Origin of the sequence: Pseudomonas simiae, assembly GCF_900111895.1 — a bacterium.
Classification (GTDB): Bacteria; Pseudomonadota; Gammaproteobacteria; order Pseudomonadales; family Pseudomonadaceae; genus Aquipseudomonas; species Aquipseudomonas simiae.
In genome coordinates this window covers 84,106-99,918 of the sequence record NZ_FOKB01000008.1, presented here as the reverse complement: position 1 = coordinate 99,918, position 15,813 = coordinate 84,106, and the positions used below count along the sequence as shown (strand labels likewise).

Genomic DNA, 15,813 nt, shown 5'->3' with positions numbered 1-15,813 from the left:
CCACGCCTGAATCGACCCACCGGGAGGTGCTTAAGATGAACGATAAAGACCAGAACGACAGCCAGGAAATCGGCCCAGCAGGCGAAAAACTGCAAAAGGTGCTGGCGCGTATCGGCGTGGGCTCGCGCCGCGACGTCGAAGCCTGGATCACCCAGAAGCGCATCAAGGTCAACGGCGTCGAGGCCACGCTCGGCCAGCGCGTCGACCTGCACGATGCAATCACCATTGATGGCAAGGTCATCAAGCGTGAAGAGGCTGCCGAATCGGTGCGCCGCGTGATCATGTACAACAAGCCCGATGGCGAGATCTGCACCCGTGACGACCCGGAAGGCCGTCCGACCGTGTTCGACAAGATGCCCAAGCCCAAAGAAGGCCGTTGGATCAACATCGGCCGACTCGACATCAACACCACCGGTTTGCTGATGTTCACCACCGACGGTGAACTGGCCAACCGCCTGATGCACCCGTCCTACGAAATGGACCGCGAATACGCCGTGCGTGTGCGTGGCGAAGTCGATGACGAGATGATCGAGCGCCTCAAGGCGGGCGTGGTGCTGGAAGACGGCCCGGCCAAGTTCACCGACATCAAGCAGGCACCAGGCGGCGAGGGTTTCAACCACTGGTATCACTGCGTGGTGATGGAAGGTCGTAACCGTGAGGTTCGTCGCCTGTGGGAATCCCAGGGCCTGGTGGTCAGCCGCCTGAAGCGCGTGCGTTTCGGCCCGGTGTTCCTGAACTCCGACCTGCCGATGGGCCGCTGGCGCGAAATGAGCCAGTACGAAGTCGACATCCTCAGCGCCGAAGTCGGCCTGACGCCGGTCGCGATGCCGCAGATGAACGCCAAGAGCAAAGACAAGCTTGAGCGTATGCAGCGCAAATCGTCGCGCCCTGTGGCGCGCACCGAGCGTGTTGCCCGCACTCTGCGCCCGGCGCTGAATGCTCCGGCGACCGGTGGTCGTATCTCCCGTGAGCCGCAGATCGAAGGTGAGCGTCGCCCAACCGCGCCGTCACGTCAGGAAGGCGAGCGTGCGCCACGTGCGCCGCGTCCTGCCCCGGCGGGTGGTCGTAGCAACCGCGGTGAAGCCGATCGCCCGGCTGACAACGCCAGCACCAAGCGTCCAGCCAAGCCGGCGGCGAACAAACGCCCTGGCCCGAAACTGGTCGCGGATGAGCCGTCGGGCAAGCGCCGTGGCGCCCCGGCGGGTTCGGGTCAGCGTCCTGGTTTTGGTCGCAAGAAGCCGCAGTGATACCGTAAGCGCTGCACAAAAACGCCAACCCTAGGGTTGGCGTTTTTTTTTGGGGTCTGACATTTGGTAACCCAATCAAATGTGGGCGCTGGCTTGCCTGCGATCGCATCATTGCGGTCTGTCTGATAGACCGAGGTGCCTGCATCGCAGGCAAGCCAGCTGCCACATTTGGAGCCTCAGCGTTCATGAGCTCAGTGTTTAGAACGCGAACCTGCCATCAAACACCGGCTTGTCATCCAGCGCCAACACCCCACTGGAAAAGATCAAATCCAGGTGATGGCTGCCTTTCTGCCCGCCACCCAGGCCCAGGTGCAACCCGCAATGGCGCTCCTCAAAACCGGCATTGCGCGCATACAAGTCCTTGACCCCTTCGTTGGTGCCAATCCCCAACTCCTCGACACGCCGGTTGGACGGGTTGGCATTCAGGTACTTGTTGAAATCATCCGCCAACCCCGGCACGTCACTGGCCACGCTGCAAATGGTCGAGTTCTCGATCCACAGTTCCAGCGGTGACTCCAGCACCCCATATTTACGCGCGAACGGGATGGTGCTGAGAAAGGTACCGACAAACCGCACTTGGCCGTTGATGGCTTCGCTGTGGGTGGCGATCTCGCCGGGGGCCAGGTCGTGGTTGCCGACGCCGTTGATATTCGTCCACTTCTTGATGCTGCTCATCGGCGCTTCCAGGCGTGAGCCGTGCTTGTCGGTAAAGCTCAGCACCGTGGCTTGGGACATGCGCCGGATCAGCGTGGCGTTGAGGTCGGCAATGCGCTGGGGCTCGACGCTGAAGGTGTCGTAGAAGTAGTCGCCGTAATCCTTGAACAGCAGGGACTTTTTCCAGTGCTCGGCCATCACGCCTTGCAGGGCGCGGATAAAGTCCGGGCCTTCGGCGCGTGGGTTGGGCAAGGTAGAGGAGTCGTAAAGAAACAAGTACAGGTCGCAGGCTTCGATGGCCTCGGCCAGGGTGTCGCTGGCGGCCAGGTCCAGACGCTGCACCTGGAAGTTGAAACGGGCGGCGCTGCTGTGGGTGATCGCCTGCGCGATGGCGTCGTAGCGTTCGGTATGGCCCAGCAACACGGTGGGGCGGCTCAGGCCATTGAGGGCCGGGTGATGCGCGAGGTAGTAGAGAAAGTGTTCGACGGCGCGGGCCTTGTCCATGACGTGCTTCCTTTTGTGCCTTGGGTAAGGGGGCAGGTGCCGTGCACAGCACCTGCCGGATGCCTGCCGGTGTTTAGAATGGCCACATCGCGGTGCCGAACGGCACAACGGCGTCGGCTTGCATCATTTCAACGGCGGCCTCATGGGTCGGCGCTTCAAACCAATCGTCGAGTTGTAGTTCGGTTTCCAGGTCGTTTTCCAGTGCTTGCATGGTGTATCTCCTAGAGGACGTTGTTTGAGGACGGCTTGCCAACGGGCTTCGCTGGCAAGTGGAAAGAACCTAGGAGAGAGTGTTTCAAAATGCAAAATTTTTATTGACACGGTTTCATTTGGATTTTTTGTTCTGTTTTTTCGTTCCGATTTTTTCTTTAGGAAATTCAGTGAGCTGTCGCGGCTAAATTGCGGGAAGTTTGCGCGCGACAATTTTTCTTCAAATCATGGCTGTAACGTTATTTTTCCGTGCTGTAACGATTAGTTTACGTGTAAATGGCGACATTCTGGGCCGATCCTGCCCTGTAAGGATTACCTGACAGATCGTCGCACTCGCCTTTCGAGGGCGCCCTCAAGCTGTCGAGCGGTGTACAATCCGCCGCGTTTTACTGTGACCCCCCTTGCGTAACCACGCAAAAGGCCAAGACCTCAGGGTTTACCCACCCTGATCACTCCGCCTGGCCACGAGCCGGACGGGTTCGATTTCGTCACAGATAAAAACAAACAGGTGACGCATGACCGTTAGAAAGACGCTGTACTCCTGGTGCCTGCGCTGGGGTTTGAGCGGCGCTGCTTGAGTCGGTAATTCAAGGCAGCAACCTGCATTCAACATCATCAAACCTTGCGTGAGAGCCTTTTCATGAGTGTTTCCCCTTCCTCTTCAGGCGAGCTGAAACGCGGCCTGAAAAACCGGCATATCCAGTTGATCGCCCTGGGTGGCGCCATCGGCACCGGCCTGTTCCTCGGTTCGGCCGGGGTGCTTAAATCCGCCGGCCCGTCGATGATCCTGGGCTATGCCATCTGCGGCTTCATTGCCTTCATGATCATGCGCCAGCTCGGCGAAATGATCGTCGAAGAGCCGGTCGCCGGTTCCTTCAGCCACTTTGCCCACAAGTACTGGGGCGGCTTCGCCGGCTTCCTGTCGGGCTGGAACTGCTGGATCCTGTACATCCTGGTGGGCATGTCGGAGCTGACGGCCGTCGGCAAATACGTGCACTACTGGTGGCCGGAGATCCCGACCTGGGTCTCGGCCGCAGCCTTCTTTGTGCTGATCAACCTGATCAACCTGGCCAACGTCAAAGTCTTCGGTGAAGCCGAGTTCTGGTTCGCCATCATCAAGGTGGTGGCCATCGTCGGCATGATCGCCCTGGGCAGCTATCTGCTGGTCAGCGGCACCGGTGGGCCACAGGCCTCGGTGACCAACCTGTGGGAGCACGGCGGATTCTTCCCCCATGGCGTCGGCGGGTTGGTGATGGCCATGGCAATCATCATGTTCTCTTTCGGTGGCCTGGAAATGCTCGGCTTTACCGCGGCTGAAGCGGACAAACCGCGCACCGTGATCCCGAAAGCGATCAACCAGGTGATCTACCGCATCCTGATCTTCTACATCGGCGCTTTGGTGGTGCTGTTGTCGCTGACGCCGTGGGACAGCCTGTTGGCGACCCTCAACGCCTCCGGCGATGCCTACAGCGGCAGCCCGTTCGTGCAGGTGTTCTCGATGCTGGGCAGCGACACTGCCGCGCACATCCTCAACTTCGTGGTCCTGACGGCCGCGTTGTCGGTGTACAACAGCGGGACGTACTGCAACAGCCGCATGCTGTTGGGTATGGCCGAGCAGGGCGATGCGCCCAAGGCCTTGGCGAAGATCGACAAGCGCGGCGTACCGGTGCGCTCCATCCTCGCTTCGGCGGCGATCACCTTGGTGGCGGTGCTGATGAACTACCTGATCCCGCAACACGCGCTGGAACTGCTGATGTCGCTGGTCGTGGCGACGCTGGTAATCAACTGGGCGATGATCAGCTTCTCCCACTTCAAGTTCCGCCAACACATGAACCGCACCGGCCAGGTGCCGTTGTTCAAGGCGCTGTGGTACCCGTACGGCAACTATGTGTGCTTGGCGTTCGTGGTGTTTATCCTGGTGATCATGCTCATGATTCCGGGCATCCAGGTGTCGGTGTTCGCGATTCCGGTGTGGGTGGTGTTTATGGCGGTGTGTTATGGGATCAAGAACAAGCGTAGTGCGCAGCAAGCGTTGGCGCCGGCTGCTTCACCAGTGAAGTGAGGCCTGCGTGAGATCAACCAAACCCGGCCATGCGCCGGGTTTGTTGTTTCAGGAATAGGCGAGAGCGCATTCGCGTATCCTTGGCTGCCCCCACAGAGAATCCTGCCGCCTATGCTGGTGATTTCCAACAACGTCCACTTGCCCGATGCCGAGATCGAGCTGACTGCTATTCGCGCCCAGGGCGCCGGTGGGCAGAACGTCAACAAGGTGTCGAGTGCGGTGCACCTGCGATTTGACATCCCCGCATCGTCGCTGCCGGCGTTCTATAAGGAGCGGCTGCTGGCGCTACGCGACAGCCGGATCACCAGTGAAGGTGTGCTGGTGATCAAGGCCCAGCAATACCGGACCCAGGAGCAGAACCGCGCGGATGCGTTGGCGCGTCTGGTGGAGTTGATCCTCAGCGCCACCAAGGTGGAGAAGAAACGCCGCCCGACCAAACCCACCCTGGGTTCGAAAAAGCGCCGTCTCGAATCCAAGACCAAGCGTGGCAGCATCAAGGCTGGGCGTGGCAAGGTCGACTTTTAGTCGCCACGCCCCTCGCGGGCCTTGGGCGCCTGGCGGTACAGGTACACACTCAGCAGCAAGCCACCGAGGGCGGCCAGGGCGGCGAACAGGAAGATCGACGCAAAGCCGAACCCTGCCGCCACCGCTCCGGCGAGCGGGCCGGTGATGCCCAGCGACAGGTCGATAAACAGCGAGTAGGCGCCCACCGCCGAGCCGCGGCTGGACGCCGGAACCAGGTTGACAGCCTCCACCCCCAGCGCCGGGAACACCAGGGAAAAGCCAAAGCCGCTCAACGCTGCGCCGGCCAGGGCCAGGTTGGCGTCGGGTGCCAGCCATAACAGCAGCAAGCCAAGAATCTCCACCGACAGGCAGGCAATCGCCACGCGAAAGCCGCCGATCCGGTTGATCAGGTTCCCGAACAACAACCGCGCACCGATAAAGCTGGCGCCGAACAGGCTCAGGGCCCACACCGCGTTATCCCAATGCTGGGTGGTGTAATACAAGGTGATGAAGGTCGCGATGGTGCCGAAGCCGATGGAGCCCAGCGCCAATGCACAGCCATGGGGCAATACGCGGCCCAGTACATTCATGAAGGGCAGGCGCACGCCGGCAACAATCGGCGCGGCGACCTTGTTCCAGGCCAGCAGCAGGCCGACGATTGCCAGCAGGATGATGCTGACGCCCATGCTCCACAGCCCGAAGTACCTGACCAGCACCACGCCCAGTGGCGCGCCGACGGCCAGCGCGCCGTAGCTGGCGATGCCGTTCCAGGAAATCACCTTGGCGGTGTTCTGCGCCCCGACTCGGCCAATGCCCCAGCCGATGGAGCCCGAACCCACCAGGCTTTCCGCGCTGCCAAGGACCAGGCGGCCGATCAACAGGCTACCCAGGCTCAAGGCCGGCAGGCTTGAGAACCACGCCGCGAGCAGCATGAACACACCGCTCAGTCCGCAGCCCGCCAGGCCGATCAGCACAGCGCGCTTGCTGCCCAGGTTATCGATGATCTTGCCCGCATAGGGGCGGCTCAGGAGGGTGGCCAGGTATTGCACGCTGATCACCAGGCCGGCGATCACTGCGCCGTAACCCAGTTCACTGTGGACATAGCCTGGCAATACGGCCAGGGGAATGCCGATGTTCAGGTAGCCAATGAAGGTGAACAATACGATGGAAACAACTTGCAGCGTGACCGCCATGGGGCGCTGGGTATCGGGCATGGGGAGAGGTCCACTGTCGCGGCAGGTAAAGATAGGCTGCTAATGATACCGGTGGTTTGGCTCGCGCAGGGCGGTAAAACGCAAAAACCTCCGCTCAGAAAGACGTCAGGCTTTGGTCGAGGCGAGCAACTGGGTGGTGACCAGGGCAGCGAGGGCGTTTTCCTGGGTGCCGAAGCGTTTGAGCAGACGCGCTTGTTTGTCGGCGCTGAGGCGGTTCCAGATTTCGACCATCTGCAAGGCAGCGTCGAGTACGGCGGTATCCGGGGTGTCGGGAAGGGTATCGGTCATGGCGGGCGTCTCGATTCATTCAGGCAGTGTGGAAAGCGCTCAAAACGCTGCGCTTTCCACACGGTCTGGTACGGCGTCAGTCCTGGCTTTTGCTGTCGACTGGTTTTGCTTCTTTGGCCTCAGGCTGTTTGTCACTGGCCTGCTGCGGTGTTGGCTGCTCTGTAGGGTGCAGGCTTGGGAAGGGGAGATTAGGTATCTCGTGCATCGTCGTCGCTCCTCGCAAGGTCTGTTTTTTCAATCGCAGGTGATTCCGCGCTCTCAAAAAGCCTTGGCAGGATACAGCACTGCAAATGACAAAAAGATTTTTATGTCCTCGGAGGGATGAACTTTCATCGTTTAAACGGTCGTTTGGTCAGAAGGGTACCTTGCCCAGGATCATGTCGCGGTACATCACAAAATCCCCCAACAGGCTGTAGAACGGGTGCTGGAAAGTCGCCGGGCGGTTCTTTTCGAAGAAAAAGTGGCCGATCCAGGCAAAGCTGTAACCGGCAATCGGCAAGGCAATCAGCAGGCCCAGCGAACCTTTGCCGATGGCATACGCCAGGATGCCGATCACCAGCGTGGTGCCGATAAAGTGCAGGCGCCGGCAGGTGCTGTTGGCATGTTCACTCAGGTAGTAGGGGTAGAACTCAGCGAAGCTGTTGAATCGCTTGATGTTTTCCACGATGACCGGCCCTTTGATTATTGTGCCGCCCAACAGATGTTCGGCGGGGAGCTTATTTGAGTCTAGAGTGATCAGTGGTAACAGCCAGTGACAATAGATGCCACTTTAGTATCCTTGGCTTCCTGGCTGCCGTTTGAGCCTGCTTTATTAAGACGACGCCATGAGCGAACGAACAACTTCTGCAAGCTGGGCGATGGGGATAGTGAAGGCATTGGAAATGGACGGCCTGGATTGCCGTGCCTTGTTCAAGCAACTCGGTCTCGACTACGCCGCCCTGAGCGACCCCGATGCGCGGTTCCCGCAGGATTCCATGACCCGCCTGTGGCAGCGGGCGGTAGAGCTGTCGGGCAACCCGGCGATCGGCCTGAACATGGGCAAAGTGGTGCGTCCGGCATCGTTTCATGTGGCCGGGTACGCGCTGATGTCCAGCAACACCCTGGCTGAAGGCTTCATGCGCCTGGTGCGTTACCAGCGGATCATTGCCGAAAGTGCCGACCTGAGTTTCCGACTGGTCCCCGAAGGTTATGCGCTGATTCTGACGGTACACGGTGATCATCTGCCGCCCACCCGGCAAAGTGCCGAAGCGTCGCTGGCCAGCGCCTTGGCGCTGTGCGGCTGGTTGACGGGCCGCACGCTGCAGCCACGCAAAGTGGTGCTGCAAGGTGAGCAGCCGGCGGACTTGGCCCCGTATAAACAAGCCTTCCATGCGCCGCTGGAGTTCAACGCGCCTTATGATGCGCTGATTTTTGAGCGGGCCGACATGGACGCGCCGCTGCCCACGGCCAACGAAGCCATGGCACTGCTGCATGACCGTTTTGCCGGTGAATACCTGGCGCGTTTCTCGGAAAGCCGTGTGACGCACAAGGCGCGGCAGGTGTTGTGCCGCCTGCTGCCCCAGGGCGAGCCCAAGCGTGAAGTGGTGGCCCAGGCGCTGCACTTGTCCCAGCGTACGTTGCAGCGGCGCTTGCAGGAGGAGGGGACCAGCTTTCAAACGCTGCTCGACGACACCCGTCGCGAGTTGGCCGAGCAATACCTGGCACAGCCCAGCATGACCCTGTTGGAAATCGCCTACCTGCTGGGTTTCGCCGACCCGAGCAATTTCTTTCGTGCGTTTCGCCGTTGGTTTGATGCCACGCCCGGTGAATACCGGGCGCGGTTGCTGGACGCGTCGAGTGTCAGTGGCGCCAAAACGCCGGAATGCACAGAACAAAGACCGTAATAATCTCCAGCCGGCCGAGCAGCATGCCCAGCGACAGGATCCACTTGGCCGCATCCGGCAGGCTGGCGAAATTGCCCGCTGGGCCGATGGTTTCGCCCAGGCCTGGGCCCACGCCTGAAACGGTACTCGCGGCGCCGGTCAAGGCGGTCATCCAGTCCAGGCCAAGCAGCGACAAGGCCAGGGCGATAGCGCAGATGGTGATGGCGAAGAAAAACGAAAACGTCAGGATCGAGCGCACGATCTCTTCGTCGAGGCGGTGGCCGTTGTACTTTTGCTTGATCACCGCACGAGGGTGGATCAACTGGTTCAAGTTGGCCTTGAGCAGGATATAGGCGACCTGGAAACGGAAAATCTTGATCCCGCCGGCGGTCGAGCCGGAACAGCCGCCGATAAAGCCCAGGTAGAAGAACAGCATCAGCGAGAAGTTGCCCCACAGGCTGTAGTCCCCCAGGGCGAAACCGGTGGTGGTCACCACCGACGTGACGTTCAACGCCACATGCCGCAAGGCATCCAGCCAATGCAGGTTGGTGGTCCACCAGTACCACGTGCCGAGCACCAGCCAGGTCACCACCAGCAAACCGAGCAAGCCCTGCACTTGCTGATCCTTGATCAGCGCCCGGCGGTTGCCGCGCAGCGTGGCCACGTACAGGGTGAACGGCAGGCTGCCAAGGATCATCACCACCACCGCTACCCAGTGCACGGCGGGTTGTTTCCAGTGCGCCAGGGATTCGTCGGAGGTGGAAAAACCGCCGGTGGAGATCGCCGACATCGCATGATTGATCGCATCGAACACGCCCATGCCGGCCCACCAGAACGCCAGGCTGCCGAGGATGGTGATGCCCACATACGCGGCCACGATCAGCCGCGCCACCATGTGCGAACGGGGCATGACTTTTTCCGAGCGGTCCGAAGACTCGGTCTGGAACAGGCGCATGCCACCAATGCGCAACAGCGGCAGGATCGCTACCGCCATCCCGATGAAGCCGATGCCACCCAGCCAGTGCAGCAGTGAACGCCAGATCAGGATGCCCGGCGACATGGCATCCAGGCCGCTCAATACCGTAGAGCCGGTGGCGGTAATGCCGGACATGCTTTCGAAAAACGAGTCGGTGTAGCTGATGTGCTGGGTCAGCAGAAATGGCAGCGCGGCAAAGATACACACCACCACCCAACTGCTGACGGTCAGCAGGTACATGTCCCGCGGGCGCAGGTGCACATGCTCGGGACGACCCGGAATCACCAGGGCCAGGCCGGCGATAAAGGTGATCATGCTGGCCCACAGAAACGAGGGCAGGTCGCTGGTGCGTTCGAAGATCACAAGGGTCGCCATGGGCACGACCATGGCGATCGCGAGGGTGATCAGGAAGATGCCGATGATGAAACCGATGATACGCAGGGTCGGCAACGCCATGAAATTCGCTCGAAATAGGGCAGAGGCGCCATTCTACCTGGGGTGCAGGGCATGTAAACCTTGGTCGCCGATCTGCGGCGCTTAGCTATGTAGCGCCTGGTTCAGGGGGCGCTTAGGCACGATGGGCCGGTATGTTTCCTATTCGAGAGGCCACCATGCCGTCTGATTCATTGTTTTCTGCACCGTCAAGTTTCAAGGACGCACCGCAACAGGTCGCGTTGCGCGACCAGTTAATGGCGCTTGATCGCCAGATCGCCGAGCAGTTTCAGTCGCCACCGACGTTCCATTCATTTGTGCAGCATGAGTTCGAGCAAGCATTCCCGACGTTGACGCCCAGCCTTGATGTGCGTCACGCCTTCATCCGACTGCCCGCGACGACCATCCCGCCGGCGACCTCTGCAGCGCAACCGTCCACCGAGACCGAGTTACTGCCCTCGCTGTTCGAGGCGGTGGTGCAACGTATCGTCGCTGATCAGCCAGCGAGTTATGCGCAGCGCATGGCGACCCTGCATCGGCTGCCGGCGACTGGCGACGCGCTGCTGCCCTTGAGCGGTATCACCCCGGCCGGGCTGGATAAATTCCTCGACCGCCTGGCCGCTGGGCTGGGCGCTTATTACAGCGCTTTTGTGAAAACCTTCTGGACGCGCGCGCGCAGCCTGACGGATGCTCGCACGCAGAAACAATGGTTGGTGCACACCCGTATCGAACTGCTGAAAGCCGAAGTGGCGCTACTCGCTGCCGATCGCCTGCTCAGCCCCGCCGACCAGGACCTGTTCGCCCTGGTGCTGCGTCACCCGCACGCCCAGGCACGACAAGCTTTGCGCGGCGACCGGCCATGTGTCTACGAGGTAGCCCTCAAGGGCGCGACCGGCGCGGTGGATCTGACCTTGCGCGGCGCCTTTGTGCTGACTGCCAGAGACCCGGAGCAAGCCGTGGTGAGGCCACAGGAGGAGGTCACGCCGGCCCGGGTGCGGCCCGTGGACCCGAGCATGAACGTCGGTACGGTATTGCTGTTTCTGCCGGACTCCGGCCTTGAAGCGTTTGACTCCCTGGCCAGCCTGGATCAGGAGTTGCACCGGCGTTTGAACCACCCCGTCGAATTCGCCGCGGTGCTCGATGGCCTGGCCGTGGCCGACCAGGCGCAAGGCTTGGCCCTGCATCGTCAGCTCAAGACCACGGGGCAGGTGGTCTATCATGAACAGCTCGGTTCGCCGTTCGAGGCGAGCGTCGAGGCGCAATGTCGGTTGATGCTCGACAACTTCACCTCAACCCTTTCCCACTACCCGTCACCGGTCGGCCCCATCGAGATGGCCGAGTTGCCGCAGGTGCTGGACCGGGTGACGGACCCCGGTCGGCTCTTCAGTGCCGGCGGGGTGTTATGGGGGCGTGACATCAAGCGCGGGCAGGCGCAGATCAGGACCTTTTTGCATGATGCCTCCCTTGTCGATAAAGACGCGTGGCGGGTCGCGATGACGGACTACTGCGACCTGCTGGCGAGCCTGCCGGACGCCGAGGGGTTGCCGTCGTTGGCGCAATTCAGCGATAAGCCGGCGCTGCTGGCATACGCCAACGAACAGCTGCGCATCCGCCTCAAGGCTGACTATGCACTGGACATCGACCCCGACACGGTCCGCGTGCATACCAAAGAGCCGTTCGTTCCTGCGACTGTCGTGGTTCCGGGCGCGCCTGCTCCGGCGCCGCGCGAGCCCGGCACACCGTTGTTCCGGCATCGAAGCCGCACGCTGAGCGAACTGGCGCTGGAGAATGTCGGCGGGCTGGATTTTAACTTCACGCACTTTTCCAGGCTGAGTGAAAACACCCGCAAACAGCCTGATGAAGCCTTGCTGCCGGAAGATCTGACGCCGGCCCCGGCCTATGACGGGCTGACCCTGCAACAGGTCAAGGACCTGGTGCGCGCGGTCAATGTCGGACAAGGCTACGACACCTTTCTGAAAGACCGCCTCATCACCTCGCCCGGCGCGCTCGCACTGAAGCAGACCTACGCTCAGGTCATGCGTCTGCAACTGCGACTCGACGCCATCGAGGCCAAGATCAACGGCGACTTTCTCCCGGACCGTCTGAACCGAGGCTTCAATTGGGTGCAGGCGGTGCTTGACGCCCCGGTCGACAGTGATCGGCGCACGCGTGTCGAAGGCCACCGGATTCTCGTGCAGCACTTGAAACTGCGCGGTCAGCGCGTGCGTGGGGTACTGCTGTTCGTCTCTGCCTCCGCCGGGGTCGGCTCGATCGTGGTGTACACCCCCCAGGCGCCCGACGGTCGCGTGTTCCACGAGTACGCCAAAGACCGCCTGATGACCGACTTCGTCATGAACAGCAGTTGGCGCGCCTACCTGCTGGGGCGCGTGGAGCGGGCCTTCGAATCCCAGGTCCGCGCCGTGCTCAGGGGGCGCGGCGACGTGTCGATGGTGAGCACGGGCCGGATTGCCGACGACCTTTTCGAGGAGGCCTACGAGGTTGAAGCGAACTTCGTGATCAACGACGCCGCCGCGCAATCGAGGAGTACCCAGCACGTCAACGTCGAAACCGGCCTGAGCGTGGCGACTCTGGCCTTCGACGTCCTGTCCATGGTGCTGCCGGTCAGGATCATGTTGCCGATCGGCCTGGCGCGCAGCCTGTTTTCGGTGTTCAACGCTGTCGAGGCGCTGGACCTTGGCGACCGTGCCGGCGCTGCGCAGTATTTCGTGCGGTCGCTGGGCGAGTTGGTCGGGGCGCTGGTGGACGGCGCGGTCGGGGCCGGTGCGCCCGTGGCGGGTGCGCCCGTGGCGGGTGCCAGGCCAAGGGCGTTGCCGGCGGAGATGGCGCTGTGGAAAAAGCCCGACGGCGTGCTGCCGTTGGCCGGATGGGAAGGCAAGGGCGTGTATCACTCGGCCTCGAACGCGGCGGGCGCCGAGCACTACTTCCTCAATGACGGCGGGCGTTGGTATTCGATCCTCGATGACGGTGACAAAGCCGTCTGGCGGCTCAGGGACGCACGCAAACTGACGCAGTACCACTACGCGCCGATCCGGCAAAGTGCGGCGGGGCAGTGGGAAATAGGTGCTCATGCGGTCGGGGGACTCAAGGGAGGCAACTCGCCCGAGCGCGCCCTCAGGGACCTCTACCCGCGCCTGGATGACGTGCAGGCCAGGCGGGTGTTTGAGGCGTTCAATTTCCCGGCGGGGCGCGAAATCGAATACCGGCTGGCGCTGGTCGAAAACCTGCGGTTGAGGCTCTCCACAGCGGCTTTTGAGCCCTATCTGAACGTGCCGCTCCTGCGGTTCCAGTGGCGTCTGGACGGCATCGATCTGCCGGACGTGCCCGCGGTGATCACCCAGCGGCCGGCGCCCGTCGAACCGCCACTGACGCCGCCCCGCACCCCGGCCCCCGAGGCGCCCGTCGTGCGGCCTGCAAACGAACGATTCATTGAATGGGGCAGAATCCTCGACGAGGCCGAGCTTGAGGTGGTGGATGCGACACGCGGCATCTATCGGCGGATTGCAGGCGATCCGCAGTGGCTGGGGCAAGAGTACATCAAGATGGACCGGCGCTATTTCGTGATTTTGCCCCGGGATACAGCGACTCCCAATGACGTATTCATTCGCGACCCTGCACAACCGGCCACGTACTTCACGGACCTGGAAAACCTGCTGCGTTCGGGCATCTACAATCAGCCCCGACAGGCGAAGTTCGCCAGCGGGGACGGGCTGTGGGTGATTGCCAGTGACGTTGCCTTGAAAAAACCGCTCACGATGTATGTGCGCGAGGCCTTCGCGCTGCTGACCACCCGCAGTCAGGTGGAGCTCGCCCAGGCCCTGTTCAATCGGGCCAACCCGAGAGGCCTGACCCAACAGGGCCAGCATTCGCTGATACGCACCCTGCGCGACTGGCAGTTTTGGCGGACCATGACATACGCAGGACTGGCCGATCCGTTTTCGTTACTTCCACCCACCCGCGCACTCAGCGACGGCAGTTGGCAGCTACCGAATGCGCCGGGGCATTATCGCCGTCTGGACTTTCGTCCGGAGCCCGTCGTGGTGCCGCTGTTCAATGCGCTCCCGCCTGGTGCCGGCGGGCGCTTGAGAACCTTGATGAGTGAGGTGGTAACCCGCTGTCGCTACGGCGTCCTGAGCGGTTATGACTTTCCCGGAGAGTTGCTGTTCAGGCGCCCTGGCGATGTCAGGCTGTACTGGCTGAGATTGCGCCGTGTGGTAGGGGATCGAATCGCCGCAGACGCCCAGGCTGGGCCCCACAAAAGCTTGATGGATGAGCCGACGCGCAGACTGGTCACGCAGGCTGAGGTCAGTCATAACCTGGTGCCGTTGATGGGCGGTATTCAATTGACGACGCCCGCCGCGTCGCCGCAGATTTTTATCATTCGGGTGTGACGCCTCCGATTATCGATGTAAAAAAAATGCCCCGAGCAGGTCGGGGCATTCTGGGTGACGCTTAGGATCGCGGCGGTGATCAGAACTCGTGATCAGCGCTGTCCGGGTTCAGGTCGCTGATGCCCAGCTTGCCTGCCGCCGCTTCGATCGAGCCGGTCTGCTTGACCAGCGCGGCGATGGCGTCACGCACGATCTGGTTACCCGCGTCGTTGCCTGCGGCGATCAGTTGGTCGTAGTGCTCACCCTTGTTGGCGTGGTCAACCATGACCTGGATCTTGGCTTCCGTGGCGGCGAGGTCCGCTTTGAGCGCGGAGTCGGCAGCCGGATCGGCCTTGGCCACCAGCGACGACAGGCTGGCACCGGTCATTTTGGTGCCGTCGACGCGGGTGTACTCGCCCAGGTAGACGTTGCGGATGCCCTTGGCGTCGTAGAAGTGCGAGTTGTGGGTGTTGTCGCTGAAGCAGTCCTGCTCGTCTTCCGGCGAGTTGGCTTCCAGGGACACCTTCATGCGCTCACCCGCCAGTTCGCCCAGGGACAGGCTGCCCATGCCGAACAGCATTTTGCGCAGGCCGTCGGTGGCAGGTTCTGCCTCCAGGGTGGCGCGGTAGTTGTCTTCGACGTTGGGTTTCCAGTTGCCGACCATTTCTTCGAGGTCGCTGACCAACAGTTGGGTGACCGCGCGCAGGTAGGTGCGGCGACGCTCGTTGTGCCCGCCAGTGGCGCCGTCGCCGGTCAGGTAGTCCGAAGCAGGACGGTTGCCGGCGCCTGGGCCGGTGCCGTTCAGGTCCTGGCCCCAGAGCAGGAATTCGATGGCGTGGTAGCCGGTGGCGACGTTGGCCTCGGAACCGCCCAGCTCGTTGAGGCTGGCGAGTTTTTCCGGGGTGATGTCCTTCACGTCGACCTTGTCTTCGCCGACCTGGATTTGGTTGTTGGCGATGATATTGGCGGTGGCGCCTGGGTTACCCAGGGCGTGTTCGTAGGACTTGTCGACGTAGTCGATCAGGCCTTCGTCCAGCGGCCATGCGTTCACCTGGCCTTCCCAGTCGTCGATGATGGTGTTGCCAAAGCGGAACACTTCGCTCTGCAGGTAAGGAACGCGGGCGGCGATCCAGGCCGTGCGCGCGGCTTTCAGCGTCTCGTCGTTCGGCTTGGCGAGGAACGCGTCGATCGCGGTCTGCAGGGTTTTCGCGGTGGACTCGGCATCGCTGTAGACCGCGAACACCATGTCTGCGTAATGCGCGACCACGGCCTTGGCAGCGGCTTCATCGACCTGGCCGGCAGGGGTGGCAGCCGCTGGAGCGGTAGTGCTGGCAGCCGGGGTCGGCGCCTGGGGCGCTGCGGCCTTGTCTTTACCTTCGCCGCAACCGGCGAGAGAAATGGCAATGGCCAGCAGACTGGCGGTGGCCAGGGGCATACGAATCATGGCGAACATCCTGCTTCGGTTGTTGATG

The 15,813-nt window shown here is 61.8% G+C and carries 12 protein-coding genes; 5 read left to right on the top strand and 7 right to left on the bottom strand.

The annotated features are described in order from the left end of the window. Positions 1-35: 35 nt before the first annotated feature. Positions 36-1,247: a 23S rRNA pseudouridine(2605) synthase RluB gene (gene rluB, locus BMZ57_RS22550; RefSeq protein WP_010208149.1), complete on the top strand. Its 1,212-nt coding sequence runs from the start codon at positions 36-38 to the stop codon at positions 1,245-1,247. A 198-nt stretch (positions 1,248-1,445) separates the two neighbouring features. On the opposite strand, the gene BMZ57_RS22545 is transcribed toward rluB, so the two are convergent. Continuing rightward, the gene (locus BMZ57_RS22545) at positions 1,446-2,405 is read right to left on the bottom strand and encodes a CgnE/CgnB domain-containing protein (protein ID WP_010208151.1); all 960 of its coding nucleotides are present in this window, start codon (positions 2,403-2,405) and stop codon (positions 1,446-1,448) included. Positions 2,406-2,478: 73 nt separating this feature from the next. Beyond that, positions 2,479-2,616 carry a hypothetical protein gene (locus tag BMZ57_RS29590; protein ID WP_003175756.1) on the bottom strand — a complete coding sequence of 46 codons (138 nt, stop codon included), beginning with the start codon at positions 2,614-2,616 and terminating at the stop codon, positions 2,479-2,481. Between the two features lie 639 nt (positions 2,617-3,255). Here BMZ57_RS29590 and BMZ57_RS22540 point away from each other — a divergent pair. After that, positions 3,256-4,677 carry an amino acid permease gene (locus BMZ57_RS22540; RefSeq protein WP_021491252.1) on the top strand — a complete coding sequence of 474 codons (1,422 nt, stop codon included), beginning with the start codon at positions 3,256-3,258 and terminating at the stop codon, positions 4,675-4,677. 111 nt (positions 4,678-4,788) lie between these two features. After that, positions 4,789-5,202, top strand: a complete 414-nt coding sequence (arfB, locus tag BMZ57_RS22535) for an alternative ribosome rescue aminoacyl-tRNA hydrolase ArfB (RefSeq protein WP_010208154.1) — start codon at positions 4,789-4,791, stop codon at positions 5,200-5,202. Here the strand turns inward: arfB and BMZ57_RS22530 are convergent. The 3 genes from BMZ57_RS22530 to BMZ57_RS22520 form a co-directional block, all read right to left on the bottom strand. After that, entirely contained in the window at positions 5,199-6,395 is a 1,197-nt protein-coding gene (locus tag BMZ57_RS22530; RefSeq protein ID WP_044287763.1) for an MFS transporter, read from the bottom strand. The two genes, arfB and BMZ57_RS22530, sit on opposite strands and share 4 nt — an antisense overlap. A gap of 105 nt (positions 6,396-6,500) precedes the next feature. Then, positions 6,501-6,683 carry a hypothetical protein gene (locus tag BMZ57_RS22525; protein ID WP_010208156.1) on the bottom strand — a complete coding sequence of 61 codons (183 nt, stop codon included), beginning with the start codon at positions 6,681-6,683 and terminating at the stop codon, positions 6,501-6,503. 352 nt (positions 6,684-7,035) lie between these two features. Next, positions 7,036-7,347, bottom strand: a complete 312-nt coding sequence (locus BMZ57_RS22520) for an Mpo1-like protein (RefSeq protein WP_010208158.1) — start codon at positions 7,345-7,347, stop codon at positions 7,036-7,038. 160 nt (positions 7,348-7,507) lie between these two features. Between BMZ57_RS22520 and BMZ57_RS22515 the strand changes: the two genes are divergently transcribed. Further along, positions 7,508-8,566, top strand: a complete 1,059-nt coding sequence (locus BMZ57_RS22515) for an AraC family transcriptional regulator (RefSeq protein ID WP_010208161.1) — start codon at positions 7,508-7,510, stop codon at positions 8,564-8,566. On the opposite strand, the gene BMZ57_RS22510 is transcribed toward BMZ57_RS22515, so the two are convergent. Next, positions 8,523-9,977 carry a TrkH family potassium uptake protein gene (locus tag BMZ57_RS22510; RefSeq protein WP_010208163.1) on the bottom strand — a complete coding sequence of 485 codons (1,455 nt, stop codon included), beginning with the start codon at positions 9,975-9,977 and terminating at the stop codon, positions 8,523-8,525. The two genes, BMZ57_RS22515 and BMZ57_RS22510, sit on opposite strands and share 44 nt — an antisense overlap. 155 nt (positions 9,978-10,132) lie before the next feature. On the opposite strand from BMZ57_RS22510, the gene BMZ57_RS22505 reads away from it, so the two are divergent. Then, entirely contained in the window at positions 10,133-14,362 is a 4,230-nt protein-coding gene (locus tag BMZ57_RS22505) for a dermonecrotic toxin domain-containing protein (RefSeq protein WP_069672748.1), read from the top strand. 79 nt (positions 14,363-14,441) lie between these two features. Here the strand turns inward: BMZ57_RS22505 and BMZ57_RS22500 are convergent, their stop codons facing one another. Next, on the bottom strand, positions 14,442-15,785 hold the full coding sequence (locus tag BMZ57_RS22500) for an imelysin family protein (RefSeq protein ID WP_010208165.1): 1,344 nt from the start codon (positions 15,783-15,785) through the stop codon (positions 14,442-14,444). Between the last annotated feature and the right edge of the window lie 28 nt (positions 15,786-15,813).

Excerpts from the sequence above, each read along its gene's own strand:
- rluB (WP_010208149.1), top strand. The coding sequence starts at position 36 with ATGAACGATAAAGACCAGAACGACAGCCAGGAAATCGGCCCAGCAGGC.
- BMZ57_RS22545 (WP_010208151.1), bottom strand. The coding sequence starts at position 2,405 with ATGGACAAGGCCCGCGCCGTCGAACACTTTCTCTACTACCTCGCGCAT.
- BMZ57_RS29590 (WP_003175756.1), bottom strand. The coding sequence starts at position 2,616 with ATGCAAGCACTGGAAAACGACCTGGAAACCGAACTACAACTCGACGAT.
- BMZ57_RS22540 (WP_021491252.1), top strand. The coding sequence starts at position 3,256 with ATGAGTGTTTCCCCTTCCTCTTCAGGCGAGCTGAAACGCGGCCTGAAA.
- arfB (WP_010208154.1), top strand. The coding sequence starts at position 4,789 with ATGCTGGTGATTTCCAACAACGTCCACTTGCCCGATGCCGAGATCGAG.
- BMZ57_RS22530 (WP_044287763.1), bottom strand. The coding sequence starts at position 6,395 with ATGCCCGATACCCAGCGCCCCATGGCGGTCACGCTGCAAGTTGTTTCC.
- BMZ57_RS22525 (WP_010208156.1), bottom strand. The coding sequence starts at position 6,683 with ATGACCGATACCCTTCCCGACACCCCGGATACCGCCGTACTCGACGCT.
- BMZ57_RS22515 (WP_010208161.1), top strand. The coding sequence starts at position 7,508 with ATGAGCGAACGAACAACTTCTGCAAGCTGGGCGATGGGGATAGTGAAG.
- BMZ57_RS22510 (WP_010208163.1), bottom strand. The coding sequence starts at position 9,977 with ATGGCGTTGCCGACCCTGCGTATCATCGGTTTCATCATCGGCATCTTC.
- BMZ57_RS22505 (WP_069672748.1), top strand. The coding sequence starts at position 10,133 with ATGCCGTCTGATTCATTGTTTTCTGCACCGTCAAGTTTCAAGGACGCA.
- BMZ57_RS22500 (WP_010208165.1), bottom strand. The coding sequence starts at position 15,785 with ATGATTCGTATGCCCCTGGCCACCGCCAGTCTGCTGGCCATTGCCATT.